The 25,382-nt window shown below is 69.8% G+C and carries 22 protein-coding genes, 1 tRNA gene and 1 rRNA gene; 10 read left to right on the top strand and 14 right to left on the bottom strand.

The annotated features are described in order from the left end of the window. Position 1: 1 nt before the first annotated feature. Together rrf and MKK84_RS30785 are read left to right on the top strand one after the other, a co-directional pair. Positions 2-117: ribosomal RNA gene (rrf, locus tag MKK84_RS30790) — 5S ribosomal RNA — on the top strand. A gap of 130 nt (positions 118-247) precedes the next feature. Continuing rightward, positions 248-324, top strand: a tRNA-Met gene (locus MKK84_RS30785). A gap of 135 nt (positions 325-459) precedes the next feature. Here MKK84_RS30785 and MKK84_RS30780 read toward each other — a convergent pair. Genes MKK84_RS30780 through MKK84_RS30770 form a run of 3 tightly spaced genes read right to left on the bottom strand, consistent with a single transcriptional unit; the run spans position 460 to position 2,115 of the window. Then, the gene (locus tag MKK84_RS30780) at positions 460-993 is read right to left on the bottom strand and encodes a hypothetical protein (RefSeq protein ID WP_243926108.1); all 534 of its coding nucleotides are present in this window, start codon (positions 991-993) and stop codon (positions 460-462) included. After that, positions 969-1,847 carry a hypothetical protein gene (locus tag MKK84_RS30775; RefSeq protein WP_243926106.1) on the bottom strand — a complete coding sequence of 293 codons (879 nt, stop codon included), beginning with the start codon at positions 1,845-1,847 and terminating at the stop codon, positions 969-971. The genes MKK84_RS30780 and MKK84_RS30775 overlap by 25 nt, the downstream gene beginning before the upstream one ends. Positions 1,848-1,857: 10 nt before the next feature. After that, positions 1,858-2,115 carry a hypothetical protein gene (locus MKK84_RS30770; protein ID WP_243926104.1) on the bottom strand — a complete coding sequence of 86 codons (258 nt, stop codon included), beginning with the start codon at positions 2,113-2,115 and terminating at the stop codon, positions 1,858-1,860. 648 nt (positions 2,116-2,763) lie between these two features. On the opposite strand from MKK84_RS30770, the gene MKK84_RS30765 reads away from it, so the two are divergent. The 3 genes from MKK84_RS30765 (at position 2,764) to MKK84_RS30755 (ending at position 5,006) form a co-directional block, all read left to right on the top strand. Then, positions 2,764-3,273 carry a hypothetical protein gene (locus MKK84_RS30765; protein ID WP_243926102.1) on the top strand — a complete coding sequence of 170 codons (510 nt, stop codon included), beginning with the start codon at positions 2,764-2,766 and terminating at the stop codon, positions 3,271-3,273. A gap of 68 nt (positions 3,274-3,341) precedes the next feature. After that, the gene (locus MKK84_RS30760) at positions 3,342-3,707 is read left to right on the top strand and encodes a response regulator (protein ID WP_243926099.1); all 366 of its coding nucleotides are present in this window, start codon (positions 3,342-3,344) and stop codon (positions 3,705-3,707) included. Between the two features lie 189 nt (positions 3,708-3,896). Next, the gene (locus MKK84_RS30755) at positions 3,897-5,006 is read left to right on the top strand and encodes an acyltransferase family protein (RefSeq protein WP_243926097.1); all 1,110 of its coding nucleotides are present in this window, start codon (positions 3,897-3,899) and stop codon (positions 5,004-5,006) included. A 118-nt stretch (positions 5,007-5,124) separates the two neighbouring features. Here MKK84_RS30755 and MKK84_RS30750 read toward each other — a convergent pair whose 3' ends face one another. Together MKK84_RS30750 and gcvA are read right to left on the bottom strand one after the other, a co-directional pair. Then, positions 5,125-7,269: a helicase-related protein gene (locus MKK84_RS30750; protein ID WP_243926095.1), complete on the bottom strand. Its 2,145-nt coding sequence runs from the start codon at positions 7,267-7,269 to the stop codon at positions 5,125-5,127. Between the two features lie 637 nt (positions 7,270-7,906). Further along, positions 7,907-8,794 carry a transcriptional regulator GcvA gene (gcvA, locus tag MKK84_RS30745; protein WP_243926093.1) on the bottom strand — a complete coding sequence of 296 codons (888 nt, stop codon included), beginning with the start codon at positions 8,792-8,794 and terminating at the stop codon, positions 7,907-7,909. 92 nt (positions 8,795-8,886) lie between these two features. Between gcvA and MKK84_RS30740 the strand changes: the two genes are divergently transcribed. Then, positions 8,887-10,122: an MFS transporter gene (locus MKK84_RS30740; RefSeq protein WP_243926091.1), complete on the top strand. Its 1,236-nt coding sequence runs from the start codon at positions 8,887-8,889 to the stop codon at positions 10,120-10,122. Positions 10,123-10,134: 12 nt separating this feature from the next. Here MKK84_RS30740 and MKK84_RS30735 read toward each other — a convergent pair whose 3' ends face one another. After that, positions 10,135-11,862, bottom strand: a complete 1,728-nt coding sequence (locus MKK84_RS30735) for an adenylate/guanylate cyclase domain-containing protein (protein ID WP_243926088.1) — start codon at positions 11,860-11,862, stop codon at positions 10,135-10,137. Between the two features lie 191 nt (positions 11,863-12,053). Between MKK84_RS30735 and MKK84_RS30730 the strand changes: the two genes are divergently transcribed. Next, the gene (locus tag MKK84_RS30730) at positions 12,054-12,626 is read left to right on the top strand and encodes a DNA-3-methyladenine glycosylase (RefSeq protein ID WP_243926086.1); all 573 of its coding nucleotides are present in this window, start codon (positions 12,054-12,056) and stop codon (positions 12,624-12,626) included. Positions 12,627-12,662: 36 nt separating this feature from the next. Here the strand turns inward: MKK84_RS30730 and MKK84_RS30725 are convergent, their stop codons facing one another. The 6 genes from MKK84_RS30725 to MKK84_RS30700 all read right to left on the bottom strand — a co-directional run bounded on the left by MKK84_RS30725 (position 12,663) and on the right by MKK84_RS30700 (position 21,275). Next, positions 12,663-16,130, bottom strand: a complete 3,468-nt coding sequence (locus MKK84_RS30725) for a CheR family methyltransferase (protein WP_243926083.1) — start codon at positions 16,128-16,130, stop codon at positions 12,663-12,665. Then, on the bottom strand, positions 16,111-16,671 hold the full coding sequence (locus MKK84_RS30720; RefSeq protein ID WP_243926081.1) for a PAS domain-containing protein: 561 nt from the start codon (positions 16,669-16,671) through the stop codon (positions 16,111-16,113). The genes MKK84_RS30725 and MKK84_RS30720 overlap by 20 nt, the downstream gene beginning before the upstream one ends. Before the next feature lie 307 nt (positions 16,672-16,978). Further along, positions 16,979-17,317, bottom strand: coding sequence for a helix-turn-helix domain-containing protein (locus MKK84_RS30715; RefSeq protein ID WP_243926079.1), 339 nt, complete (start codon positions 17,315-17,317; stop codon positions 16,979-16,981). Next, positions 17,305-17,562, bottom strand: a complete 258-nt coding sequence (locus tag MKK84_RS30710) for a BrnT family toxin (protein ID WP_243926076.1) — start codon at positions 17,560-17,562, stop codon at positions 17,305-17,307. Before MKK84_RS30710 ends, MKK84_RS30715 begins: the two co-directional genes overlap by 13 nt. An 81-nt stretch (positions 17,563-17,643) precedes the next feature. After that, positions 17,644-20,211, bottom strand: coding sequence for a PAS domain S-box protein (locus MKK84_RS30705; protein WP_243926074.1), 2,568 nt, complete (start codon positions 20,209-20,211; stop codon positions 17,644-17,646). 170 nt (positions 20,212-20,381) lie between these two features. Beyond that, positions 20,382-21,275: a LysR substrate-binding domain-containing protein gene (locus tag MKK84_RS30700; protein ID WP_243926073.1), complete on the bottom strand. Its 894-nt coding sequence runs from the start codon at positions 21,273-21,275 to the stop codon at positions 20,382-20,384. Between the two features lie 110 nt (positions 21,276-21,385). On the opposite strand from MKK84_RS30700, the gene MKK84_RS30695 reads away from it, so the two are divergent. Then, positions 21,386-22,141: an SDR family NAD(P)-dependent oxidoreductase gene (locus tag MKK84_RS30695; RefSeq protein WP_243926071.1), complete on the top strand. Its 756-nt coding sequence runs from the start codon at positions 21,386-21,388 to the stop codon at positions 22,139-22,141. A gap of 185 nt (positions 22,142-22,326) precedes the next feature. Here MKK84_RS30695 and MKK84_RS30690 read toward each other — a convergent pair whose 3' ends face one another. Then, the gene (locus tag MKK84_RS30690) at positions 22,327-22,695 is read right to left on the bottom strand and encodes a hypothetical protein (RefSeq protein ID WP_243926069.1); all 369 of its coding nucleotides are present in this window, start codon (positions 22,693-22,695) and stop codon (positions 22,327-22,329) included. Positions 22,696-22,819: 124 nt separating this feature from the next. Beyond that, positions 22,820-23,923, bottom strand: a complete 1,104-nt coding sequence (locus MKK84_RS30685; protein WP_243926067.1) for an SMP-30/gluconolactonase/LRE family protein — start codon at positions 23,921-23,923, stop codon at positions 22,820-22,822. Between the two features lie 200 nt (positions 23,924-24,123). Between MKK84_RS30685 and MKK84_RS30680 the strand changes: the two genes are divergently transcribed. Both MKK84_RS30680 and ruvB read left to right on the top strand, forming a co-directional pair. Beyond that, positions 24,124-24,369: a DUF6894 family protein gene (locus MKK84_RS30680; RefSeq protein WP_243926065.1), complete on the top strand. Its 246-nt coding sequence runs from the start codon at positions 24,124-24,126 to the stop codon at positions 24,367-24,369. A gap of 12 nt (positions 24,370-24,381) precedes the next feature. Then, positions 24,382-25,382, top strand: a 1,001-nt coding sequence (gene ruvB, locus MKK84_RS30675) for a Holliday junction branch migration DNA helicase RuvB (protein ID WP_243926063.1), incomplete at its 3' end; no start/stop codon positions are given.

Genomic DNA, 25,382 nt, shown 5'->3' with positions numbered 1-25,382 from the left:
GTCTGGTGGCCTGAGCGGCGTGCCCAGAACCCGATCCCATCTCGAACTCGGCCGTTAAACACGCCAGCGCCCATGGTACTGTGTCTCAAGACACGGGAGAGTCGGTCGCCGCCAGACCTGCACATCGCAATCGAAACGCGCAACGCTCGCATGAGCCCGCGCCATTCCCTCGACACGACACCGATCCGGCCCCCGCCGCAGCTGCAGCCCACCAAGCTGCACCCAGCGGGATACGCCAACACCTTGGCGCGGGGTGGAGCAGCCCGGTAGCTCGTCAGGCTCATAACCTGAAGGTCACAGGTTCAAATCCTGTCCCCGCAACCAACATCACACGATCAGATCAGCAAAAGCCCCCGTTCTCCAGAACGGGGGCTTTCTTCGTTTTGATCAGCGATCGCGAAATGCCGTGCGCGGGCCGGCCAAGGCCGGTCACCGCTGACAGTCGGGCCGTCGCCAGGCTCAGTCCGTCAAGCTGACCTGTTTCCGGAAGGCCGCCAGCACATCGTCTGGCGTGGCATCGCATCCGGCCGGCACGACGATCTTGACCGCGATGTCGTCGGCCGCCGGGCTTCGCCCGGTGCTGAGCCGGGCCTGGGCCAAGCGCATGAAATAGATCGCGTTGAGGCTGACGGTCGCGGATCGGTGTCCGAGGTTCCAGCCACGATAGATGTAGGACACCTGATCTTCGGGGTCCGGCGTGTCGACCAGCGAGGGATCCGATCCGTAGGGGCCGACCCAGACGAAGGTAACGAGGGCCGCGCGCGCGCACGAACCCGCCGCGACACGGTGACGTCCGGCGCTTGCGCGTGGCAACGAGGTGCCCGCGCCGAGATCGATCGGAGGGAAGCCCGCCCCCGGGGCCGCGATCCCGCTTGGATCGGCGGCTTGTGCGTGCGCATAGGCGCGGACCGCAAGCGATGCTCCCAGGAGGAGGCTCAACAGGACGAGGCAACCCCGCGCTGGCGCGGTCAGGCTCGGCGTCTCGGCACGCATCTGCGCTCCTCGATCCAGAATAGTCCCGGAACGATCATCGCCACCACGGATGCCAGCGCCACCAGGGACGCCCCCTGGCCGTCATGCCAGACATGGTAGGCCTCCCGGGATGGGAGCATCGCCAGGATGCGTGCGACGTTGATCGCCACCACGAGGCCGAAGCTCGTTGCGAGCGCACCCAGCGCCGGGCGACTCACGGGTTGATCGGCGATCTTCAGGATGGATAGCCAGATCAGTACCGCCAGCGACAGGTTGTGAAAGGACGAGCATCCTTCAAGGACGACGATCGCCCAATCACCACGGACGCTGAGGCTTGCTCCTTCCGTCCCCAGTCCATCGTAGACCAGACGGCCGATTCGATAGATCAGGCCGATCTCCGCGCCCTCGATGCTCTGGTAGAGGATCTTGAAGACGAGCTTGCCCCAGAACGCGTAGATCGAGAGGGCGAGCCAGATCTGCCCGATGCCGGCCCAGTAGCGATCCGCCCGCTTGGTGAGCAGAAACCAGCTGCCGGCGAGCGTCATCGCCAGGTAAACCCCGTGCTGCTCGGGGATGAACCAAGCGAGCGCCGACACCACCAGGATCGCGCGATCGGAGCGCGTCAGCGCTATCCTGCCACCCGGCATGGCAAGGAGCTGTGACAGAAGCGCGGCCAGCGCGAACGCTTCGCCGGCATTGAACTCGACGAGATGCTGTGCGGTCTGCACCTTTTCGAACAGATGGCGCTGCACGATCGCCGACAGCATGGTGCCCGCGGAGAAGAGCAGCACGGCCCAGACGGCGGCCCGGTCGGCGAGACCCGCAGGGGCCGTGTCCGACCGCATGCCAGTGCCGCGCCGCGCGCGCTCGGTCATGGCGAAACCGTCAGGCCTGCGGCTCGGCATTGCGGAACCGCCGCCGACGCAGGAAGGCCACGGTGCCGCCGACGAGGATCAGACTGAGGGCGGCATTGACCTCCGGCGAGGGGGCGCCCCCTGTGTTGCCGCCGGACCCGCCACCCACGGAACTCAGACTGAAGGACGATCCTGCGAAGATCCCGGCGCTGAAAAGGGATGTCGAGGCGGTCGTTCTCGTGGTGGTCGGCGTCGCTGCCGGAGCCGCGTTCTGCTTCCCGTTCGTCAACGTGCTGTCCCAGCCGCCCGCGAGGGCGTTTCCGCGGCCGGCCCAAGCGGGACTGGACAGATTAAGCGCGATCACTGCAAAGCAGGCCATGCTTAAGTACTTCATCCTTGCACCCACCCATGCTGATATCCGCATGAGGGGACAGTTGCGGCGACGAGAGCAAGCAGTGTTTGATTGATTCGGATCCGATTCACATGTTTGTCGCTGTGTTAACTATGTTTATGCGCATTAACCGTTTCGGTCGGCGCGAAAATAAGTAGATACTGTACATCTCGATTAAGCTTGACAGATCTGGAGGCGATGGCGCGCCACCCCTTCGCGTCTCGACCCGTTCGATCGCGACGGAATCAGGAGACGCCGATGGGCTGCGGCTGACATGCTCTCTGCCGACGCGGATGCCAGTTCGGCGCACGATGGCTCTTCAAAACAAAAGCTTCGCGCCCTGCCGGCTCGGAACGCGCTCGGACCCGATTCCTGCCAACCAGCGGCGAGCCGCGGGCGGTGCCTGTGCAAAGCACGATCGTTGACGATCCGGTCGTCAAAACCAGGTGTTGCCGAGCGACTCAGCACATAGTGAACTATGACTAAACGATCTATTTACCAATAAAGTCTTCTCATATCACTACATGCGGCCGTGAGAAGTGTGTCGTGAGCGAAGTCCAGAACATTCTTGAAGGTCCGTGTCCCCGGCCCGGCGACAGCATCGGCTCGGATCGTGCTGCCGTGTTCGATGGGCGATCCGACACGCGCCTGCGCCTTGTCCCGGGCCTGGACGAGCCGGCGCCGGCGTCACAAGCGGCGCCGGCGCTGCCCGATTGGACTGGGCTGGTCGATCTGGTGCGCGCGGCCGCACGCCGTCTGCGCCAGATCGAGGCCCATGCGGAGGATCGGGATCGCTCCTGCAGGCAGGCGTTGCGGCGTGCCCGCGACGCGGTCGTCTCTGCGGAGCGGCAAGCCCAGCAGGCCGAGACCTTGGCCGACGCGGCGGGCCGCCGTGCGGACACTCGGATCGCAGCCGCCGCGGCGCGGGCCGATGCCGCCGAAGCCTGCGCCCGTGCGGCCGACGCGCGGGCGGGCCAGGCCGGGGCGTTGGCCGCACGCGTACAGGCGGCGATCGTGTCGGAATTCCCGGATTCGACCACGCAGGCCGCGGCATGAGTGCGCCATCCGGATCTCCATCACCCGCGCCGCACCCTCAATCCAAACCAGTGCTCGATCCGCGGCGGATGCCCGTCCTCGTGGTCGACGACGTGCCCTTGATCCGCACGGTGGTCCGCGCCGTCCTCGAACAGATCGGCGTCCGCGACGTGCACGAGGCCCCGGACGGGGCCGCTGCGCTGGCGATGCTGAGCGCGCATGCCTACGGCCTCGTCATCTCGGACCTGCACATGTTCCCGATGACCGGCTTCGAGCTGCTCCGCCGGGTGCGCGACGACCGTCGCCTGCGGGAGACGCTGTTCGTGATGATGACCACGAAGGAGCACGCCCACGCCTTCACGGCCGTGCGGCGCGCCGGCGTGAACGCCTGCTTGGTCAAGCCCTTCATGCCGGCCGATCTGCGCCGGACCCTCGCGGAGGTCTGGCCGGCCTGATCGCGGTCCGGGCCCCCTCGCGTGTCCGCGGATTGCCGTCTCTGCCGTGCACCCGCCTTAACCCTGTCTGGACAGTTTTGGGGTTCGCGATCGATTTGGATGTGAAGCGGACAGGGAATGGCTCTACTGTTTCCGGTGTGGTGCGCTGTCGAATGCGCACCGTGATCTTGCGTTTTCACAGGTGGAGCGATGCGAGGCGCCCGGCTCGGCTATGTCGACACGATCCGCGGCTTCGCCGCCCTGGCGGTGATCTACTTCCATTTCGCGGACCATCTCGTGAAGACCGGACAGGCGGGAGGCGGAATCGAGTGGGCCTTGTTCCAGGCGCTCACCCAATCCGTCGATCTCGGGAAGGTCGCGGTGGTGATGTTCTTCGCCGTCTCGGGCTTCGTCGTGCCCTACTCGCTCGACGCGCGCAGCCGGACCCCCGTCCGGGATTTCGCGATCGGCCGGTTCTTCCGCCTGTATCCGGCCTATTGGCTGTCGATCCCCATGGGCATCTGCGCCTTCTACGTCGCTTTGGGCCGGGATCTCCCGGTCTCGACCGTGATGGCCAACCTGACGATGCTCCAGCAATTCGCTGGCATCGAGAACATCATCGGGCTGTACTGGACCTTGCAGATCGAGCTGATCTTCTACGGGCTCTGCGTGCTCCTGTTCTGTGCCGGTCTGCTCCAGCGGACGCGGGGCCTCGCGGGCGCGGCGGTGGTGATGCTGGCGGCGGCCATCCTGATGGCGGTGGCGCGCTACCATCTCGGTAAGGCCCTGCCGGTGGCGCTGCCGCTGGCCCTCGCGATCATGTTCTGGGGAACGCTCTGGCGCCGCTGGCATGTCGAAGACCAGCCGGAGGCCCGCCGGGCCGCGCTGGGCATCCTGGCCCTGATCGCGCTGGCGATCCCCGTCATCTCGGTGCTCGCCTACGGGCGCGACCTCGGCTTCGGCGAGACGTGGTACCGTTACACCGCCACCTACTGGGTCGCGCTCCTGCTCTTCGCCTTGATGACCACGCGCTGCCGGATCGAGGCGCCGCTCTTCGCGTGGCTCGGCGCGGTGAGCTACGGCCTCTACCTGTTTGGCCCGGTCGCCCAGGAGGTGGTGATCGCCGCCGCCCGGTCCGCGGGTCTCGTCGTTCCCGGCCATGCGCTGATCGCCGCCGCGATGCTGGTCGCGCTGGCCATCGCGGCCCCGGTCCATCGCTTCGTCGAGCGGCCCTGCATCCGGTTGGGCCGGCGCCTGATCGCGGATCGATCGCATCCCGGGATTCCAAAGGGCTTGCCCTTTGGTCGGTTGCCGGGGTGAAGCCCTGGCGCGCGTCGCGCTGAAGCCCGACGATTGGGCATAGTCCGACAGCAGGGCGCTGCCCTGCACCCGCAAAAGGCCTGAGGCCTTTTGAATCCAGAACTTCAGGTCCCGCCCGTCATCGGCCTCCGGCGCTGCGGCGGGTGCGCCGCTCGGCCTTGCGGGTCGCGGTCTCGCGAAGATGCTGCTCGATGGACTCGTTGGCGCGGCCGCGCATGTGGCGGATCGCCTCCACGTCGTCGAAGGTCTCGGGGAAACGCCGCGACAGCCACAGATAGGCGCTGGCGAGCTTCACCGTTCGCTCCTGGTAGTCGAGCGCGCCCGCGAGGTTGCCGCGCAGCGCCGGGACCGTGAGGCCCGCCGCCCGCGCCTGGCACCAGCGCTCCAGCAGGCCCATCGCGATCTCGTCGCGCCGGTCGATCGGGCAGACCGAGAAGGCAAACTTTTCCTCGATCGGCAGCCGGGCCCGGTCGACCGTCCGGGCGACGTCGAGCACCTCCTCGAGCGCGGAGGGCTGGAACGGCGAGCCCGCGTAGAAGGTCGCCCGGGCGAAATGGGTCAGCACCTCGTACAGGCTGTGGGTGCGCATCTCCTCGGCGACCGAGCGGATCGCCCCGAGATCCGGGCGGACGAAGAATTGCGTATCGGCCGCCGGTGCCGTCGGGGCGCCCGAGAGGGCGGTGCGGATCGGCTCGGCGGCATAGGGCTCGGTCGCCGCCACGTAGCCGACATCCTGATGCCCGTAGCGGCCGGCCCGGCCGGCGATCTGGCGGATCTCGGAATGGGTAAGCGCCCGCTCGGCGGTCCCGTCCCACTTGCGCACCGTCGAGAACACGATCCGCTTGAGCGGCCCGAGATTGAGCCCCATGCCGATCGCGTCGGTGGTGACCAGCACGTTGGCCTCGCCGGAGCGGAAGCGTGCGGCCTCGGCCCGGCGGACCTCCGGCGACAAGGCGCCGTAGATCGTCGCCACCCGGTGGCCCCGCGCCACCAGAATCTCGCGATTCTCGTGCACGGCCCGGCGGGAGAAGGCCACGACCGCGTCGCCCGGCTCGACCTTCTCCAGCGGCACCGGCTCCTCGACAAGCAGGAGCGGCGACTTGCGAGTGAAGGGGATTACCTCCAGCGACTCGTTGGCGGCCTCCGCAGCCCGGCGGACATACGACAGGGCGTCGTCGGAGCCGCAGACGATCACCGTCCGGGCCGCGACGCCGAACAGCGCGTTGGTCCACGCCCAGCCGCGGTCGGGATCCGACAACATCTGGATCTCGTCGATCACCGCCACGTCGATCGGCCGGGTCAGGTCGGCGGTCTCGATGGTGCGGGCGGTGTGGGTCGGGTTCGCCTCGCCCAGCACCTCCTCGCCGGTGATCATGCCGGCGCGCAGGCCCCGCTCGCGCAGGGCCTCGTAGTTCTCCAGCGCCAGGAGGCGCAGCGGCGCGAGATAGGCGCCGGTCTCGGCCTCAGTCAGGTGCTGCAGGGCCGCGTAGGTCTTGCCGGAATTGGTCGGCCCCATGTGGAACAGGATTTTCCGGTTGAGGCGCCGGGCGGCCGTGAAGCGTTCGATATAGGCGCCGAACCCGACCTGATCGCGCAGGCGGCGCAGGCGCGAGCCCTCGCGGGCCACCGCCTTGGCGTGCCGGCGCACGGGAGTGAGCGTGTCGTTGAGGGAACGCGGGAGTTTCGCGCCGTAGGTGAACACACGGGACCGCAGGGAGCGATCCATGTGGGCGATGTAGGCGGCGGCATCCGCCCCGACCTCGCGGAGATCCACGAGCAGCTGCGCCCGCAGTCGGTCGACCGGCTTGTGCAGGCTGCGGGTGGCGTCGAGCGCAGTGCGCGCCAGGGCCTCGCGCAAGGGCTCCAGGCCGAGGGTGGGATCGTTGCGGGCCGCCATGCGGGAGAGGATCGCGGCGGCCTCCGGGTCCGGGGCGATGTCGAGCCGCAGGTCCAGCCGGCCGTTGTCGAGGAGCGGGATCTCGGTCCGGACCAGCCACGTGATCCGGTGGTCCTTGGTCACCACGGCCCGCAGGGTCGGGATCGCCTTCCGGATCACCGGAACGCCGGTCTCCGCGAAGGCCCGGGCCGCCCGCATCGCGCGCAACACCTGGGCGACGCGCTCGTCCTCCACCTCGGCGCCGTACTCGGGCAGTTCGAGATGGGCGAGCAGCCGGTCGAGATCGACCGCCTCCGGCGACAGGCCGAGCCTCCCCAGGGACTCGATCAGGCTCTCGATCGTCGGACGGGGACGCTTGCGCGCCATGCGGTCACCTTTGGCAGAAGCGTCTCACGCCAACCCGGACGGGATCGGGCGCGTTCCGATCTCGACCATGCGTCGCGCCGACGCCGCGCGCCACTTCAAACGTGAGGCGCGGGCCCGTCATTGCGAGGCCGGGTGGTGGTCTGCCGCCATGGGTTGCTCCGCTGCGTTCGCGATGACGGCTGCAGGCGGCACGGCATCGCGGTCTTGGCAGATGCGCGCCAGCTTGGAAGGGCGTGGGCTGCTCTTCTGTGCGAGCCGTGGATTTACGCTTTGGGTCCGGCCACATCGCTGCAGAGACGAGTGCGGGTCCCCACTCCCGAGCGGGCGTAGATGTTCACACTTCGCGGGCGGAGACGCGCTCTCCTCCCCCTTGCGGGGAGGAGTTGGAGGTGGGGGTGGTGCAGAAGGCACCGGGGCGCTCGATCCTGAGCCACCCCCACCCCTGGCCCCTCCCCGCAGGGGGGAGGGGAAACGCGCTTGATTCTCAAGCCTTTGGCATCCAGCAGAGAAGTGTAAATCCGCAAGCCCGCCCGGGAGAGGGGGGGCAGGCCGCGCTCCGTCACCAACGCCGGTATCTACCCAAGATCTGTAAACATCGTAGCCCGCATGGCGGAGGGGCCCGTCGCGCTGACGCGGCTCACGGAAGCCGCGCCGTCTCGGCCAGCCAGCCGCAGAAGGCGCGGATCGCGGGATCCTCCGTGCGCGTCTCCGGGACGTAGGTGTAGTAGCTGCGCGCTGGCAGCGCCGGACCCGCGAAGGGCAGGACGAGGCGCCCCACCGCCACGTCGTCGGCGATCAGGCGCTCGGGCCCCATGGCGATCCCCAGCCCGTCCAGGGCGGCCTGAAGCGTCAGGTAGAAATGCTCCAGCGTCACCGAGGCTTGGGGCGTGAGGTCGGGCACGCCGGCTGCCCGCAGCCAGTCCGGCCAGACCCGCGGGAGCGTCGCGGCGTGCAGCAGCGTGTGCTGCCGGAGCTGCGTGGGCTCGTCCAGGGGCAGGCGCCGCAGCAGCGCCGGGCTGCAGACCGGGATGCGCCGTTCGGACAGGAACGGCTCCGCCACATGACCCGGGCGGGTCTCCGGTCCGCCCCGGATCGCCACGTCGAACGGCTCGGTCAGGCGCGCCAGGGGAACGTTGGAGGTGGTCAGCCGCAGCTCGACCGACGGGTTGGCCCGCTGGAAGCCGGACAGGCGCGGAATCAGCCAGCGCAGGGTAAAGGTCGCCAGAGCGTTGACGTGGAGCAGGTGCGGGCGCCCCCGCTCCACCTGACGGGCGGTCGCCAGGGCGATCCGGTCGAGGGCGGCGCCGATCTCGGCCGCGTAGGCGGCTCCGGCCTCTGTCAGGACGACCCGGCGGTTGTGGCGCTCGAACAGGGGCACGCCCAGCCAGTCTTCCAGCGTCTGCACCTGACGGCTCACCGCCCCGTGGGTGACGTGCAATTCGTCCGCCGCCCGGGTGAAGCTCGCGTGGCGCGCCGCGGCTTCAAAAGCTTTCACGGCGTTCAGTGGCGGCAGCCGGCGATGCACGGGTCAGGTTTCCTCACACGCGGGTCAGCATAAGTCGTTTGTCAGCCTCGAACCAGACAGCCATCCTGTGACGGCAGCCAGAAGGTGACAGGATGGCCCTCGCATCGAACCTGACCGTGTCGTCCGAGCCCGCAGCTCCTCAGGAGACGCGGCGCATCCTCACGGTCACGGGGCTGAACCACGCCCTGCACGACGGTTATACCGATCTCATCTACGTGCTGCTGCCGGTCTGGCAGGCCGAGTTCGGCCTCGACTACGTCGCCCTCGCGCTGCTGCGCTCGCTCTACAACGGCGCACTGGCGGCGCTGCAGATGCCGGCGAGCCGCTTGGCCCAATCGCTCGGCGCCCGGACCGTCCTGGCGCTCGGCACCCTGTTGAGCGCATTGGGCTATGCCGTCGCGGGTGCCTCGGGCGGCCTGATCGGGCTCGGAATCGGCCTACTGCTCGGCGGCGCAGGCAGCAGCACGCAGCATCCCCTGGCCTCGGCGGTGATCGCCCGGGCCTACGGACCCGGAGCCCGGGGGCCGCTGGGCACCTACAACTTCACCGGCGATCTCGGAAAGGCGGCGGTTCCGCCGTTGGTCGGCTTCCTGCTGACGCTAACGGGTTGGCGCCACGCCCTCTGGGTGGTGGCGGCTGTCGGCCTCGCGGTGGCGCTCGCCGTCGGCCGCCTGCTACCGCGTGATCCTGACTCACACGGGACCAGTCCGGGCCCGGCAGCGCGGAAACCGCCGCACGCCGATGGTGTGCCGGCGGGCCGGACCGGGTTCAGGCTCCTCGTCGCGATCGGGATGCTCGACAACGCCGCCCGGCCGGCCTTCCTGATCTACCTGCCGTTCCTGATGCAGGAGAAGGGCGCGGCGCTCACCACGGTCGGCCTCGCGCTGTCCCTCGTCTTCATCGGCGGCGCCCTGGGCAAGGCCGTCTGCGGCCGGATCGGCGAGCGCCTGGGCGTGACCCGCACGGTGATCCTTACCGAGACCGGGACCGCCGTGATGATCCTGGCGGTGATCGCGTTGCCGCTGGCGCCCGTGCTGCTCCTGCTGCCGGTGCTCGGCGTAATGCTGAACGGCACCTCCTCGGTGCTCTACGGCACGGTGCCGGAGCTGGCCCCGGGCGGCCAGGTCGAGCGGGCGTTCGCCGTGTTCTACACCTGGACGCTCGGCGGCAGCGCGCTGGCGGCGCCGCTGCTCTACGGGCGGCTCGGCGACGCGGCCGGCCCGCATTGGGCGGCTGCGGCTGCGGCCGCGACGGCGCTCGCCGCGGTGCCACTCATGCTGGCGCTGGCGCCCGCCCTCAGGGACGGATCCGCGCGGCGCCCGGCCTGAGGCCGGTCACGTTCAGAGGCTCCCGATCACGCTGACCCGCACGGAATCGGACCGTCCGTCCACTGCGATGTCTCGGACCGCCTCCGGTGCGACGCGAGCCGCCCGGTAGACCGCCTCCGACACCACGGCCACGCAGCCGAGGCGCTTGGTCAGTCCCTGAAGGCGCGCGGCGACGTTGACGGTGTCGCCGAGCGCCGTGAAGCGGGCGTCGGTGGCGTCGCCCATCTCACCGACGATCGCCGGGCCGGCATGCACGCCGATGCCGTAGCGGAGGATGTGCTCCAGATCCTCGGCCAGCAGGCGGTTGAGGGCGTCGACGGATTCGCCGATGAGGTCCACCGACCGCAGGGCGTCCCGGGCGGCCTGCTCGGGCTCGCCCTCCAGGCCGAACAGGGCCAGCAGCCCGTCGCCGAGGAACTGGTTGGTCGAGCCACCCGCGGCCCGCACAGCCTCGCCCACCGCGCCGAGGAAGCGGTTGATGATGAACACCGTGTCGTAGGGCAGCCGCTCCTCGGCGAGCCGGGTGGAGCCGCGCAGATCCACGAACATCGCCACGATGAAGCGTTCCTCGCCGGATTCCGCCCGGTCGAGCAGGTCCGTTGGGCGTATCCGCGGCTGCGGCGGCAGCAGCGGCACCACCGCGAGGTCGGTCTCGGGCCGGAACTGGCAGGCAAGGCGCACCCCCGGCCCGGCGGCGATGCGCGCCAGCACCGCCCCCTCGGCCCGGCCGGGCGGCGGTGTGCCGTCGCTGCCATCCGTGACCCGGATCCGGCAGGTCGAGCACCGGCCGCGGCCGCCGCAGACGCTGGCATGCGGGATCCGGTTTCGCCGGCTCGCCTCCAGCACGCTGGTGCCGCGGGGCACCCGGACCACCCGCCCGTCCGGATAGCTGAGCCGGACCGTCCCGCGCTGGATCTCCGACAGGGTCCGCGCCCCGCGGGCCGCGATGACCGCTGCGATGAGGCCCGCGTAGATCAGGAGCATCCGGTCCCGGATATCGGCGAGGCGGGCCACCTGATCGGGCCGCCCAATATGGATGGGCTGGAGTTCCACTGCCCGCCAAGCGGGATCCTGCGCCCGGGCGCGGATCGCCCGGCCGCCCTGCGCGAACCCCAGCAGCGCCACGACCGGCACCAGCACCGCCAGTGCCAGCAGCGCCGGCGCCGCGCGCCCGAAGCTGGGCTTCAGCCGCAGCCAGTAATACAGGCCCGCGCAGCCATGGACCCAGGCGATGACCAGCACGGCCGCCTGCAGCGCCCCCAGCATCGGGTCCGCCACCCAGAAGGCGTAGAGTTCCTGCGCGTAGCCCTTGTCGAGCCCCTCGGTGGTGAAGGCGATCCGGGTCCCGGCGATGTGGCTGACGAGCAGCGGCGGGATCAGGAGGCCGGAGCCGAGTTGCAGGATCTCGCCAGCCCGCAGGCGGAAGAAGCGGCTCGCGTAGAGGGCCTGGAGCCCGAGCAGGATGTGGAGCGAGAGCGCGCCGTACAGGAGCGCGAGCCCCAGCGGGTTGAGCCAGAGGGCCGTGACGACGTCGAGGCCGTCCTCCAGGGCGGCCAGGGAGACGTTGCCGAGCGTGTGGTTGATCAGGTGGGTCAGCACGTAGCCGAACAGCACCAGACCACTCGCAAGCCGGAGACGGCGCACCGTCAGGAGTACCCGCCGCGGCGCGGCAACGGCCGGCCGGGCGCCGGTGGACTCTCCGGCGGGTTGCAGCGTCGCGATCGCGGCTGTGCGCGTCATGCTGGGGTCCGAGGGGATCGGCCGGCGGCTCGCATTTCCGTGACCCTCGTACCAGCAAGACGTGTATCGCGCCCGATCTATTTCGTCGCTTGCGTGTTCACTGCGCTGCGTGGCGGGTCGACCCGGCGGCCTGCCGCGGGTTACCTCCGTCGACGCGGCACCCCGAACCTCGAGCCGAACCCCGGGATCCGATGCTGGACTTCGACTTCGCCCGACCGGCCGCCGCGGTGGCGACGGACCTGATCGGCGCCGGCCTGTTCGTCGACGGGGCGGGCGGCGTCATCGTCGAGACGGAAGCCTATGACCGGACCGACCCCGCCTCCCACAGTTTCAACGGCCCCACCCGGCGCAACGCCAGCATGTTCGGGGCCCCCGGGACGGTCTACGTCTACCGCTCCTACGGGATGCACTGGTGCCTGAACCTCGTGTGCGAGCCGGGAAGCGCGGTGCTGATCCGGGCGCTGGCGCCGACCGAGGGCATGCCCGTCATGCAGGCCCGGCGGGGTATGGACGAGGCGCGGCTGCTCTGCGCCGGGCCCGGCCGCCTGTGTCAGGCCCTCGGCGTCACCGGCGCCCAGGACGGCTGGCCGGTCGGGCGGGCGCCGTTCCGGTTCACGCCCCGCACGGCGCCGGCCGAGGTGGTGAGCGACCGGCGGATCGGGATCACCCGCGGCGCGGAGACGCCCTGGCGCTTCCTGCTCGCAGGCTCCCGGTTCGTCAGCCGGCCGGTGCGCAGGCCTGGCCCAGCCAGCGGGACCGCGTGACACGCTCCGACCCGGAGATGGGTTGGGCGGACGGTCTCACCCCGTCGTGAGCGCGGAGTCCGGCAGGCGCAGCACGATCCGGTACTCGGAGGCGTCGTGGCTGCGCTCCACGGTCGCTTCGAGCTGGCGCAGGGACATCTCGACCAGCAGCGAGCCGAAGCCCCGGCCCTGCCGCGGCTCGGCCACCCGGGCCATCCGCTCGCACCAGTCCAGGATCAGCCCGTCCGGCCCCCGGTCCCAGGTCACCGACAGAGACCCGTCCTCGGCTCCGAGCGCTCCGTACTTCACGGAGTTGGTCGCCCATTCGTGCAGGATCATCGCCAGCGACGACACGTGCCGCCAGTTGATCGCCACGAGCGGCCCTTCGATCACCGTCGGGACATGGTCGCGGTACGGGCGCAGGGTCGCGCCGATCAGGCCCGCGAGGTCGCTCAGGCCCTGGCCGTCGGTGGGGTCGGCTAGCGAATGGGCCCGGCCCAGCGCCGAGATGCGATCGCGCATGTCGGAGGCGAAGATTCCGATGTCGCGATGCGTGCGCGAGCCCGCCGAGATCATGCCGCCGATGATCGCGAACAGGTTCTTCACCCGGTGGTTCATCTCGCGCAGCATCAGGTCGCGGGTCTCGGCCAGCGCGTATTCCGGCGACACGTCGATGCAGACGCCGACGATGCGCTTCCGGTCGCCGCTTCTGGTCAGGCGCCCGTAGCTCCGGATGTGCCGGGGGGCGTGGTCGGCCGCCCGGACGCGCAGGCGCGCCTCGAACTCGTCGAGCCCGTGGGCAGCATCGGCCAGCGCCGCCTCCAGGCCGACCCGGTCCTCCGGCACCACGGTGGCGACCAGGGCCGGGACCGGGTGCGGGGTGTCGGGTGCGAGGCCGAATATCGTGCCGGCGGTGCTGTCGACCACGATGGTCCCGGCGTCCGGGCTGTATTCCCAGACGCCGATCCCGCCCGCCTTGACGGCCAGCTCCAACCGCTCGCGCTCCGCCGCGAGCTGGCGCTCCAGCGACAGGGCCTCGGTGATGTCGGTCAGCACCAGGGTGGCGCCGTCGATGCTGCCGTTCTGCAGGCGATAGGGCAGGACGCGTAACGACAGCGTCCGGTCGCCGTCCCGAGTGGTGAGGCGCCGCTGGATGGCCGAGCCGCCGGTACAGACCGCCTGCGCGTCGTGCAGATAGTCCTGGCCGGCGAGCCGGCTCGCGACGTCGGCCAGCGGCCGGCCCCGGTCGCCCGGCTGCAGCGGGAAGATCGTGGTGGCCGCCGCGGTGTAGCTGCGCACCCGCAGCTCCCGGTCCAGCACGATGACGGCGAGGTCGGTCGACTCGAAGAAGTTGCGCAGGTCGGCATTGGCGATGGTGAGCTGCTCGACCTTGGTCTTCAGCTCGTCGTTGACCGTGGACAGCTCCTCGTTCGTCGACTGGAGCTCCTCGTTCATCGACATCATTTCTTCGTTGGAACTCTTCAGCTCCTCGTTCGTCGTCTCCAATTCCTCGACGGTCGAGCGCAGCTTGTAGCGCGTGCGCAGCAATTCCTCTTCCAGTGCTTCGACATGGTCGCCGCCCGCGTCCAGGTCGAGCAGGTCGAGGTCGCTCGACGGTTCGAAGGCGCTGGTGTCGCGCAGGACCAGCAGCATCGAGCCGTCCGGTAGCGGATCGCAGATCAGTTCGACCTGCTGCAGGCCGTATTCCGAGCGCACCTCCACGTTCCGGACCGCCACGCGCTTGCGCGCGTCCCGGGTCCGCCGGAGCAGGGGGCCGATCACGTCGCGCAGGCCAGGCCGTGCTAGCGTGATCGCGCTGGTGCCGCCGGTGCGCGTCACCGGGAAGTCGAAGTAGCGGCTCAGGGGCCCGTAGGCACTGATGATGCCGCCATCCTCGTTCAGCACCATGCTGGGCGGGGCGTAGCGCTCGATCACGCGCCGCACCGCCGCCGACTCGTCGGCGATCGATGGTTCGCCCCGGCGCTCCTCGCGCCCACCGCGCCGGACCTCGCCGCGCCGGGCGCTGCCGGGCAGGTCGATCGGGTATTGCGGCGAGCCCGGCGGCCGCTCGAACAGGCGCGCGTGCTGGTCGAGGACGGGGAACAGGTGCTCGAACCGGCTCACGCTCTCGGAGGGGCCGAGGAACAGGTAGCCGCCCGGCCGCACCGCGTAGTGGAACAGCGGCACCACCGATTGCTGCAGGCGCTCGTCGAAATAGATCAGCAGGTTACGGCAGGAGAGCAGGTCGATCCGGGAGAAGGGCGGGTCCTTGACCAGGCTGTGGCTGGAGAAGCGGATCAGGTCGCGGATCTCGGCCGCGATGGTAAAGCGCTCGGCATGCGGGATGATGTAGCGCTCGCGCATCGGGGCCGGGATGTCGGCCAGAGCCGCGGCCGGGTAGCTCGCCTCCCGGGCGATCTGGAGCATGCGCTCATCGATGTCGGTGGCGAAGATCTGCACGGCCAGCGGCAGGTCGAGGCTGCGGGCGGCCTCGGCGAACAGCATGGCCATGCTGTAGGCCTCCTCGCCGCTGGAGCAGCCCGGGATCCAGACCCGGATGTCCTCGTCCGGATCGCGGTTGCGCAGCAACGGCTCGACCACCCGCTCGCGCAAGGTCTCGAACAGCTCGGCGTCGCGGAAGAAGCGGGTGACGTTGATCAGGAGGTCGCGGAACAGGGCCTCGCACTCGCCCTTGTCGGCGCGGACGCGGGCGAGATAGGCCCGGCCGGATTCGGAGCCCAGCACGTGCATGCGCCGCTCGACCCGGCGCCCGAGGGTGGTGCGCTTGTAGCCGGCAAAATCATGGCCCACGGCGGCGCGAAGCACCCGGCACAGGTCGTCGAGATAGTCGGACACCGCGCCCGATTCCGCATCGGTGCCGCGGCGGCGGAAGAAGGCGGAGAGGCAATCCACGATCTCGCCCGGCGGCTGCACGAAGTCGACGAGGCCGGTGCCGACCGCCGAGACCGGCATGCCGTCGTAGCGGGCGGTATCCGGCTGCTGCACCACGCAGACGCCGCCATGTTCCTTGATGGCGCGCAGGCCGGTGGTGCCGTCCGCGCCGGTGCCCGATAGGATCACGCAGGCCGCGCTGGCCTGCTGATCGACGGCCAGCGACAGGAAGAAATCGTCGATCGGCCGGCGTAAGCCCCGCGGCTGCGCGAACTGCGTGAGTTCGAGGACGCCGTTCTGGATGACCAAGCCCCGGCCCGGCGGGATGATGTAGACCTTGTCGCCGGCGATCCGCTCGCCGCCCTCGCACTGGAGCACCTCCAGCCCGGTATGCCGGTCCAGCAACTGGGCCAGCATGCTCTCGTGGTTGGGATCGAGGTGCTGGACGATGACGAAGGCCATGCCCGTCGGCGTCCGGGCGCGGGCCAGCATCTCGCGCAGGGCCTCGAGCCCGCCCGCCGAGGCCCCGATCCCCACCACCGGCCCGGTGAAGGGCGCGGCCACGACCTGACCGGCGCCGCCCAGGACCTCCGGGGCTCCCGCCCCGGGCTCGTCAAGGAAATCCTGGTGCATCGAGATCCGCGAGGGTGAGCTTCGCCTGCGCGACGGTGGCGACGGTGTTGGCGATCGTCATCAGCGACCCGTCGATGACGATGCCGCTCTCCACAAGCGTCGGACTCAACCGAGACAGGGTCCGGCTCAGTTCGGTATCGTACGCAGAAAGCAACTCCGGTTGCGAGCGGCTGATGTCGAATTGGGATGCGAAAAGAAAGCGCACCTCGCCCGAAAGCGCCTTCAGTTTCGACATGTACAGCAGATTGACGAACGGCCGCCCGTCCTTGCGGAAATTCACGATCGTCGTCCGGACGGCATTGATCCGATCGTCTTCGAGGAAGGCGCGAATCTTGGCGCGGGCCTCCCGGTTCTCCGCATCCTTCTGCAGGACGCGGCAATTGCGGCCGACGACGTCCGTCGCGTCATAGCCGGTCAGCTTGTGGAACGGCGCATTCACCAGCAGCAGCGGGTTGTCGGCGGTGACGGCGGCAAGCGCGAGGGCGATGTGGGCGCTGTCGAAATAGCTCTTCAGTTCGGCCGGAACGTTCTGCGTATCCACGGCAGATCCTCTGTCGCCTCACCGTTCGACCCGTCGCGGCCAGGCCGGTCATCCCTTGCACCCGCCCGCCATCATAAGAACGGCCACGCTGTCCGGTTCCCGCGCTTAAGTCCCGAGGTGGCGTGCCGTCATAGGCGTGCGGGCCCGGCGTAGCGCTGCGATCGACCGTGCGGCAGCTTGCGACCGGCCGCAGGCGACGGCGTGAACTGCCTGGTAGCCGCTTCAGGAAAACGGTGCGGGGCTGATGACGGAGCCTGTCGCCGCAGCGGGGGGCAGGCGCGGTCTGGGGAGGTGTCTGAAATTCGCGCTATGTCGCCAATGCCGTCAGAGCAAGATCGGCATCGAACGATACGACGCGCAGCAGCGCCGCGGCGGCCGGTTCCAGGCTCACGCGTCCCTGCTCCCAGTTGCGCCATGTGCCGAGCGGGATCCTGAGCGCGGCGGCCATTTCGGGTTGCGTCATGCCCAGGCGAACGCGCAGCGCCCGCGGCGACTCGACCACGCGCGCGCCGACCGTCCCGTCGAGATCGGCGTTGCCGTCAGCGGCGCGCTGCGCCTCGATGTCCGCTTCCGTGGTGGCGTCGACCTTCGCGCGATCGACCGTCGAAGCGCGAGTCCGGATCTCGTCCAGCGTCATGCGTGCCATGCCCTGCGCTCCTTCCTGTTCGCCAGCCGCGCCGAGATGAGGCGGCGGATCGTCCGACCTGCGGCCTCCCGCCGATCCGTGTAGACGACGGTGTAGAAATCCCCGTCCCATTCACCCGTCGCCACCATGCGAACCTCGCCGTAGTCCTGGCGCGTGTCCTGCTTTTCGATGCAGCGACCGAGGAAGATTCCGGCGGCGTCCGCAAAACCGAAGCCGCGCTCCGCGCGTCGCCTCGTCCTTCGCATCGTCCCACTCGAAGTCCATGCTAAAATGTGCGCAATATGCGCACTTGTTTCAAGATATCTCCCCGCAGGAACGCCTGGCGATCAAGCCTCGCCCGCGATGATCCCCCGGATCCGGGTGGCGAGCGCCTCCAGCGCGAAGGGCTTTGTCATCACCCGCATGCCGGGGCCGAGATGGCCGTGGTTGAGGGCGGCGTTCTCGGCGTAGCCGGTGATGAACAGCACCTTGAGGTCCGGGCGGTGCCGCCGCCCGGCCTCGGCCATCTGGCGGCCGTTCATGCCGCCGGGCAGCCCGACATCGGTGATCAGCATGTCGATGCGCACATCCGATTCGAGCACCTTCAGGCCGGAGACCCCATCGGCCGCCTCGATCGCCGCGTAGCCGAGATCCTCCAGCACCTCGGTCACCAGCATCCGCACGGTGGGCTCGTCGTCCACCACCAGGACGGTCTCGCCCTGCTCGGCGCGCGGTGCGTGGGCGAGATCGGGCAGGATCGTGTCCCCCTCCGCTTCGCCGAGATGGCGAGGCAGATACAGGCAGACCATCGTGCCCTGGCCGAACTCCGAGTAGATCCGGACCTGCCCGCCCGACTGCTTGGCGAAGCCGTAGATCATCGACAGGCCGAGGCCCGTGCCTTCGCCGATAGGCTTCGTCGTGAAGAAGGGGTCGAAGGCCTTGGTGGCGACGTCCGCCGTCATGCCGGTGCCGTTGTCCGAGACACAGAGGGTCACGTACTGCCCCGGCTCCAAATCGCGCGCCTGCGCGGCCCTGTGGTCGAGCCAGCGGTTCGCCGTCTCGATGACGATGCGGCCGCCGTCGGGCAGGGCGTCCCGGGCGTTGAGGCACAGGTTGAGGAGCGCGTTCTCCAACTGGCTCGGATCGACCAGCGTCGGCCACAGGCCGCCGGCTCCGATCGACTCGATCGCCACCGCGGGGCCGACCGTGCGGCGCACCAGCTCCATCATGCCCTCGACGAGGCGGTTCACGTCCGTGGGTTTCGGATCGAGGGTCTGGCGGCGCGAGAAGGCGAGCAGGCGATGGGTCAGGGCGGCGGCGCGCCGGGCCGCCCCTTGGGCCGCGCCGATATAGCGGTCGAGATCGGCGACCCGGCCCTGCAGCATCCGGGTCTGCATCAGCTCCAGGGAGCCGACGACTCCGGCCAGCATGTTGTTGAAATCGTGGGCGAGGCCGCCGGTCAGTTGCCCGACCGCCTCCATCTTCTGCGATTGGCGCAGGGCTTCTTCGGCCCGCATCAGCTCGGCGGTCCGCTCGGCGACGCGTTGTTCCAGCGTCTCGTTGAGGCTGCGCAAGGCCGCAGCGGCCCGGTCCCGCTCGGCCACCACGGCCCGGCGCTCGTCCACGTCGATCAGGACCCCCGGGAAGCTGAGCGGCGTGCCATCGGGCCCGTGGTCGACGCGGCCGTTCGCCTCCAGCCAATAGTAGCGCCCGTCGGCGCGGCGGACCCGGTATTGGTGCGCGTAGGCCCCGCCCCGGGCGATCGCGGCCTCGATCGCCGCGGCGAGCCCCGCCCTGTCGTCGGGGTGGACGGTCTCCACCACCTGGGCCAGGCTCAGGCCCTCGCGCCCCACGGCCGGGTCGAGGCCGAAACTCCGCGCAAACGCCTCGTCCACGGTGAACCGGTCGCTCGGCAGGTCCCACAGCCACGTGCCGATGATCGCGCCCGCCGCCAGGGCGAGCTGGACGCGCTCGCTGTTCGCACGGGCCAGGGCCTCGCTGGCGCGCAGCGCATCCTCCGCCTTCCGGCGCGCCGTGATGTCCCGGAACAGCACCGAGACTTGGCGCCGGCTCGGCGGCTCGATCCGGACCGCCGAGACCTCGATGGTGCGGTCCACGAGCGCGAAGTAGCGCTCGAACCGGATCGGCGTGCCGGTGCGCAGCACGCCGCCGTAGAGGTCGAGCCAGGCCTCTGCGTCGTCGGGCGGGACGAGGCCGCGCAACGTTCGCCCGACGATGCCGGCGATGCCGGTATGCCGCTCGTAGCCCGGATTGGCCTCGACGTGGACGTAGTCGCTCAGCGGGCCGTGCGGGCCGTCGAGGAAGGTGATGACGCAGAAGCCGTCGTCGATGGCCTCGAACAGGGTCCGGTAGCGCTCCTCGCTGGCGCGCAGGGCCTGCTCGGCCGCGCGCAGATCCGTGCGGTCGCGCAGGATCGTGACGAAGCCGGTCAGATCTCCGGCTGCGTCGCGCACGGCCATCGTCTCGCCGGAGACCCAGCGGCGCTCTCCGTCGGCGCGCAGGCGCCAGCCCGACTCCTCGGCGCGGCCCTGGTCCAGCGCGGTGCGCATCGCCTGCTCCGGGCGCCCCTCCGCCCGGTCCTCGGGGGTGAACAGCTCCGCGACCGGCCGGCCGCGCATCGCGTGCGCGGTCCAGCCGAGGATGGCCTGTGCGCCGGCATTCCAGTCCGTGACGTGACCCGCCGGGTCGGTGGCGATGAGGGCGATGTGCGTGGCGCCGTCGAGGGCCGCCCAGGGGCGCTGCGCGCCCGCCGTCCGGCGGTCCTCCATGGCCGCGCATCCCGCCGCCCGGGCGCGCAGCGCGGCCGCCTCCGCCTCCAGCGCCAGGGCGCGCTGCAGAAGGTGGTCGGGCCCGGGCGCATCCATGGTCAGGCGCCCCGCCGCGCCGGGGCGCATGCATGCGGGGCGCGGCCGGTCTCGGTGAGAGCTGAGAGGGTGGCGGGCACGGGGATCAGCCTGCGACAAGACGGACGTTGCGTGGGCGCCTTCTGCCGGAAACCGGGTTTGCGCGCCACCTGTCCGAGGCGTTACCGCAGCGGCCGAGCGTCGACGCCCCGTCTTGGCCCTCACAAATCCGGAAATTCGTTCGCCAGATGGTCGATGAGGGCGCGGACGGCGGGCGGCAGGCCGCGGCGGGTCGTGAAAACGATATGGACGATGCCGTCCCGGCTCCGCCAGTCCCGGAATACGCGAACGAGCCTGCCGGAGTTCAAGTGCGCCGCGCAGGCGTGATCAGGCAGGAAGGCGACGCCTAGTCCGTCCGCAGCCGCCTCGCAGAGAACCGCGTAGTCGGCGCAGGTCAGCCGGGGCTCGTGGCGCACCACATGCGCCGTCCCGTCCGCGCGCTCAAGCATCCAGGTGGTCTCGCCCGCCTCGTCTCTCGTATCTAGGGTCGGCACCGAGGCGAGGTCGGCCAGGTCGGCACCGAGGCCGCTCGCGACCTGTGGGCTGGCAACGAGGATCCAGCGGGATCGTCCCAGCGACCGCATCGTGAGGGATGCGTCGCTCGTCAACGCGTGGCGGACGCGGAGCGCGACGTCGATCCGCTCCGCGATCAGGTCGACGGCTCGATCCGTCACGACGAGTTGGAGCCGGACTTTCGGGAAGCGGTCGAGGAACCCGCGTGCGATGGCCGACACCACCTTCACGAGGTTCGGCGGACAGCTCATGCGGATGCAGCCATGCGGTTCGGCCTGGGCTTCAGCAACGAGCGCCTCGGCCCGCTCGGCTTCCAGCATCATGGCGCGGCAGCGCTCGTAGAAGGTCTGTCCGACCTCGGTGACGCGAAAGCGTCGGCTGGAGCGCTCGATCAGCCGCACCCCGAGCCGAGCCTCCAGCGCCGAGACACGGCGGCTCAGCTTCGACTTCGGCTCGCGGAGCGCCCGACCTGCCGCGGTGAAACCGCCATGGGCGACGACCTCGGCGAAGGTGACGTAGTCGTTGAGGTCTGCGCGCATCATCGTTCCTCAATTGGAACGCTACGTGCCATATCCGCCGTCTGTCCGCATCATCGTTCTAGGAGCATCTCTCTGGCAGCGGCTCACAGGCAGCCGAACCACGGAGAACGACGATGACCGGCAGATTCCAGAACAAGGTGGTGGTGGTGACCGGCGGCACCAGCGGCATCGGCCTCGCCGCCGCTAAGGCTTTCTCGCGGGAGGGCGCCTCGGTGTTCGTCACCGGCCGCCGTCAGGACGCGCTCGACGCGGCGGTGACACAGATCGGCGGCCGGATCACCGGTGTTCGCGGCGACATGGCGAACCTCGCCGACATCGACCGCCTCTACGACGTCGTCCAGCAGAAGCACGCACAGATCGACGTCGTCTTCGCCAATGCCGGCGGTGGTGCGTTCGCGCCGCTCGGTGCCATCACCGAGGAGCAGTTCGACAGCACCTTCGCCACCAACGTGAAGGGCACGCTCTTCACCGTTCAGAAGGCCCTTCCGCTCCTCAAGGATGGCGGTGCGGTGGTGCTGACCGGCTCGACCGCCGGCAGCGAAGGGACGCCGGCCTTCAGCGTCTATTCCGCCAGCAAGGCGGCGGTGCGCAACTTCGCGCGCAACTGGATCCTCGACCTGAAGGAGCGCCGCATCCGCATCAACGTGGTCAGCCCCGGCGCGACGCGCACGCCCGGCCTCGTCGGCCTCGCCGGTGACGATGCCGAAAAGCAGCAGGGCCTTCTCGATTTCCTGGGTTCGCGCATCCCCCTCGGGCGCGTCGGCGAGGCGACGGAGGTCGCCAATGCGGTCTTGTTCCTGGCCTCCGACGAGGCAAGCTTCGTCAACGGCGTCGAATTGTTCGTCGACGGCGGTCAGGCCCAAGTCTGAGGCGGTACGTCGAACGCCCCCATCTCAACGTCCATGTCGATTCACAGTGACGGAACGCTGAAGCCGATGGGGGCACAACGAACGTAAGCAGCCGGTCCGCTTGGCACTCCATGCCCCGATAAGCGGACGGGCTGCTTGCCACCCTCAGCGATCCTTCGGACGATCAAGCGGATCGAGTCTCCATCCTAGCGCGGCTCGGCGAGCCGGCAGGCCGCACCGCTCGCCCGGGGATAGCCGTAGTAGATCGCCTCGGCCTGCGCGGTGGCGCGGCCGGCGATCTCCGGCACCGAGGCCGTCTGCGTATCGAGGACCGCCCCACCGGCCCCGGTGAACGTGCAGAGAATCGTCACCGGCATCGCCGGATCGGAGCCGGTGTTGCGCAACTCGACCTGAGCCCGCTGCGGCTCGTGCGAATCCGGCGGCGTGTGCAGGCGGGTTTCCTGTATCGTGAGGGATCCCGCGGCGCGCACCGGAAGAGCCGCCCCGACCAGCAGGCCGGCGGCCAGAAGAACCCGCGCCGCGCGCGGGCACCGCATCCCGGACATGATCGTCATACCCTCCGTCCTGCCTCTGCGTCCTGTTTCCGCGTCCTGCGATGCGTCGCCGTCGGCCGCCTCCCGTCAACCCCGAGAACCCGTGTTGGGTCTCCGGGCGCGCATCGGCCGGATAGAGACGCGTTCAGTTGCGCAGCGGCTTGGCGTCGATCTGCATCCGATAGATGGTCGTCGGGAATTTTACCGCCGAGGTCTCGCCGCCGTTCATCGCCGGCGTGCGGTTCATCTGCGCGGCCGGGATCCAGAGGCCGCCCTGCTCGTCGATCCACATTGCGTCGACCCAGACCAGCCGGGGATCCTGCACGAGCGTGCTCATCGTGCCGTCCGGTGCAATTTTGAGGATGCGCAGGCCATCCGTGTCGCTCGTGTAGATGGTGCCGGATGCGTCGATCGCCGTGCCGCCCGTCGCCACGGTGGCGGCATGGAGCTTGACGTGCTTGGCCCGCTCGTCATCGCCCACGGAGGCATCGTCGAGATACTGGGTCTCGATGCTGTAGAGCGGGCCGGTGCAGGCTTGGTAGTAGAAGGTCTTGCCGTCCGGCGCGACCTCCAGCTGGTCGGCGTGGATGAACAGCAGCTTGCCCTTGTCGTCCCGCAGCACCCGGCCCTGGCCGGTGAGCGGACGCTGCGCGATCGTCGACCAATGCCCGTCGAGCACCCGCCGCAGGGCCCCGGTGTCGAGGTCGAGGACGAGCAGCCCGGGCTGCCCGGCATCCGTCAGGTAGACCTTGCGGCCGTTGAAGCGGAAATCATCGATGAAGCTCCGGTCGTTGGTGGCCGCCTGCAGCGGGTAGACCTTGCGCACGGTGTTGGTGGCGAGATCGATCTGCACGAGCTTGGGGCCGCCCGGCAGCGGCGCTTCGCCCATGCCGGGGGCGCCCTTGTCGACCACCCAGAGGTCGCCGTCCGGCCCGATCCGGATGGCGTTGACCGCCACGAAGGCCTTGGCCGGGTCGTCGCCGGCCTTCCAGGCGTTCCACCCCGCGTCGGGATAGGCCACGGCCTTGCCGTCCTTCCACTCGCCGAGTTCGATCCCCGTGTCCTTGGACTGGCGCTGGAACGGCGAGAACACCCGGCCGTCCGCCGAGCGGGTGACACCGTTGAACACGAGACTGTCCGACTGGATCATCGGCTTGAGGGCGTCGGAGTCGGCCGGTGCCTCTTCGGCCCGTCCGGGCGTCGCCAAGCCGGCCACGAGCAGGAGGGCGACTAGTGCGGAGCGTGTCATGCGGCGTCCCGGATCGCTGGGCGAGGGGTATTGGCCGGAAAGCGCGAAGGACGGTCCATGTTCCGTGCCGGGTCGCAGGTGGCTGGGATCGCGCCGGAAATCGCAATGGATGCGACGCTTCGCCCGGGCTAGATCCCGCGTGATTAAGAACATATAGTGAACACGAAGGGTGGGCCGAAGGCGGCCAAGAGGAGCACGGGATGGCACGCTACCGTTTCCACTGCACCAACGGCCTCGAATGCGTGTTCGACGCCCGCGGCGCCGAGGTTCGCGCCGCCGGCCGGTTAGGCGCCCGGGCCCAGAAGGTCGCGGCCGACGTGCGGCGCGCGCTGGCGAACCGGACCGACTGGGCCGAATGGCGTGTCACCGTCCACGACCTGACCGGACGGCGCGTCCTCGTGCAGCCCTTCGAGGCCACGCGCGACCGGGTGAAAGCGGCGGCCTGAATGGTCTCGCGGATGACGACGGCCCGGCCGCCAGCCCCGAACGCGACGCGCCCGGGTCTGCTGACGCCGGAGAAGCGGACCGAGGACGTCGATCAGACGATCCGTCCGCTGAGCCTGGCCGAGTTCATCGGCCAGCGCGCGGCCCGGGCCAACATGCAGGTCTTCATCGAGGCCGCCCGCAAGACCGGCCAGGCGCTCGACCACGTGCTGTTCGTCGGGCCGCCCGGGCTCGGCAAGACCACGCTCGCCCAGATCGTCGCCCGCGAACTCGGGGTGAACTTCCGCTCCACCTCCGGGCCGGTCATCGCCAAGGCCGGCGATCTCGCCGCCCAGCTCACCAATCTCGACGAGCGCGATGTCCTGTTCATCGACGAGATCCACCGGCTCAACCCGGCGGTCGAGGAGATCCTCTACCCGGCCATGGAGGATTACCAGCTCGACCTGATCATCGGCGAAGGGCCGGCGGCGCGCTCGGTCAAGATCGAGCTGCCCAAGTTCACCCTGGTCGGCGCCACCACGCGCGCGGGCCTGCTGACCACGCCGCTGCGCGACCGGTTCGGCATCCCGATCCGGCTCGAGTTCTACGAGATCGACGAGCTGGAGCAGATCGTGGCCCGCGGGGCGCGGGTGCTGGGGATCGGCATGTCGGCGGAGGGCGCCAACGAGATCGCCCGGCGGGCACGCGGCACGCCGCGGATCGCGGGGCGACTGCTGCGGCGGGTGCGGGACTTCGCGATCGTGGCGGAGGCCGAGACGGTGACGCGGGCGATCGCCGACCGGGCGCTGAAGCTGCTCGACGTGGACGAGGCAGGGCTCGACGTGATGGACCGCAAGTACCTGAGCCTGATCGCGCGCTCGTTCGGGGGCGGGCCTGTGGGGATCGAGACGATCGGGGCGGCCTTGTCGGAGCCGCGGGACGCGATCGAGGACATCATCGAGCCGTACCTGATCCAGCGCGGCTTCGTGCAGCGCACCCCCCGCGGGCGGGTGCTCACCCGGCACGCCTATAAGCA

It is taken from the genome of Methylobacterium sp. E-065 (assembly GCF_022829605.1).
In the GTDB taxonomy this organism is placed as follows: Bacteria; Pseudomonadota; Alphaproteobacteria; order Rhizobiales; family Beijerinckiaceae; genus Methylobacterium.
The sequence above is the reverse complement of the archived record's forward strand: the minus strand, read 5'-3'. Positions and strand labels throughout refer to the sequence as shown.

What these genes read in the sequence shown, in the direction of transcription:
- MKK84_RS30780 (WP_243926108.1), bottom strand. Translation starts at nt 993, where the DNA reads ATGCGTGCCGAGACGCCGAGCCTGACCGCGCCAGCGCGGGGTTGCCTC.
- MKK84_RS30775 (WP_243926106.1), bottom strand. Translation starts at nt 1,847, where the DNA reads ATGACCGAGCGCGCGCGGCGCGGCACTGGCATGCGGTCGGACACGGCC.
- MKK84_RS30760 (WP_243926099.1), top strand. Translation starts at nt 3,342, where the DNA reads ATGCCCGTCCTCGTGGTCGACGACGTGCCCTTGATCCGCACGGTGGTC.
- MKK84_RS30755 (WP_243926097.1), top strand. Translation starts at nt 3,897, where the DNA reads ATGCGAGGCGCCCGGCTCGGCTATGTCGACACGATCCGCGGCTTCGCC.
- MKK84_RS30750 (WP_243926095.1), bottom strand. Translation starts at nt 7,269, where the DNA reads ATGGCGCGCAAGCGTCCCCGTCCGACGATCGAGAGCCTGATCGAGTCC.
- MKK84_RS30740 (WP_243926091.1), top strand. Translation starts at nt 8,887, where the DNA reads ATGGCCCTCGCATCGAACCTGACCGTGTCGTCCGAGCCCGCAGCTCCT.
- MKK84_RS30735 (WP_243926088.1), bottom strand. Translation starts at nt 11,862, where the DNA reads ATGACGCGCACAGCCGCGATCGCGACGCTGCAACCCGCCGGAGAGTCC.
- MKK84_RS30730 (WP_243926086.1), top strand. Translation starts at nt 12,054, where the DNA reads ATGCTGGACTTCGACTTCGCCCGACCGGCCGCCGCGGTGGCGACGGAC.
- MKK84_RS30725 (WP_243926083.1), bottom strand. Translation starts at nt 16,130, where the DNA reads ATGCACCAGGATTTCCTTGACGAGCCCGGGGCGGGAGCCCCGGAGGTC.
- MKK84_RS30715 (WP_243926079.1), bottom strand. Translation starts at nt 17,317, where the DNA reads ATGGCACGCATGACGCTGGACGAGATCCGGACTCGCGCTTCGACGGTC.
- MKK84_RS30710 (WP_243926076.1), bottom strand. Translation starts at nt 17,562, where the DNA reads ATGCGAAGGACGAGGCGACGCGCGGAGCGCGGCTTCGGTTTTGCGGAC.
- MKK84_RS30705 (WP_243926074.1), bottom strand. Translation starts at nt 20,211, where the DNA reads ATGCGCCCCGGCGCGGCGGGGCGCCTGACCATGGATGCGCCCGGGCCC.
- MKK84_RS30700 (WP_243926073.1), bottom strand. Translation starts at nt 21,275, where the DNA reads ATGATGCGCGCAGACCTCAACGACTACGTCACCTTCGCCGAGGTCGTC.
- MKK84_RS30695 (WP_243926071.1), top strand. Translation starts at nt 21,386, where the DNA reads ATGACCGGCAGATTCCAGAACAAGGTGGTGGTGGTGACCGGCGGCACC.
- MKK84_RS30690 (WP_243926069.1), bottom strand. Translation starts at nt 22,695, where the DNA reads ATGACGATCATGTCCGGGATGCGGTGCCCGCGCGCGGCGCGGGTTCTT.
- MKK84_RS30685 (WP_243926067.1), bottom strand. Translation starts at nt 23,923, where the DNA reads ATGACACGCTCCGCACTAGTCGCCCTCCTGCTCGTGGCCGGCTTGGCG.
- MKK84_RS30680 (WP_243926065.1), top strand. Translation starts at nt 24,124, where the DNA reads ATGGCACGCTACCGTTTCCACTGCACCAACGGCCTCGAATGCGTGTTC.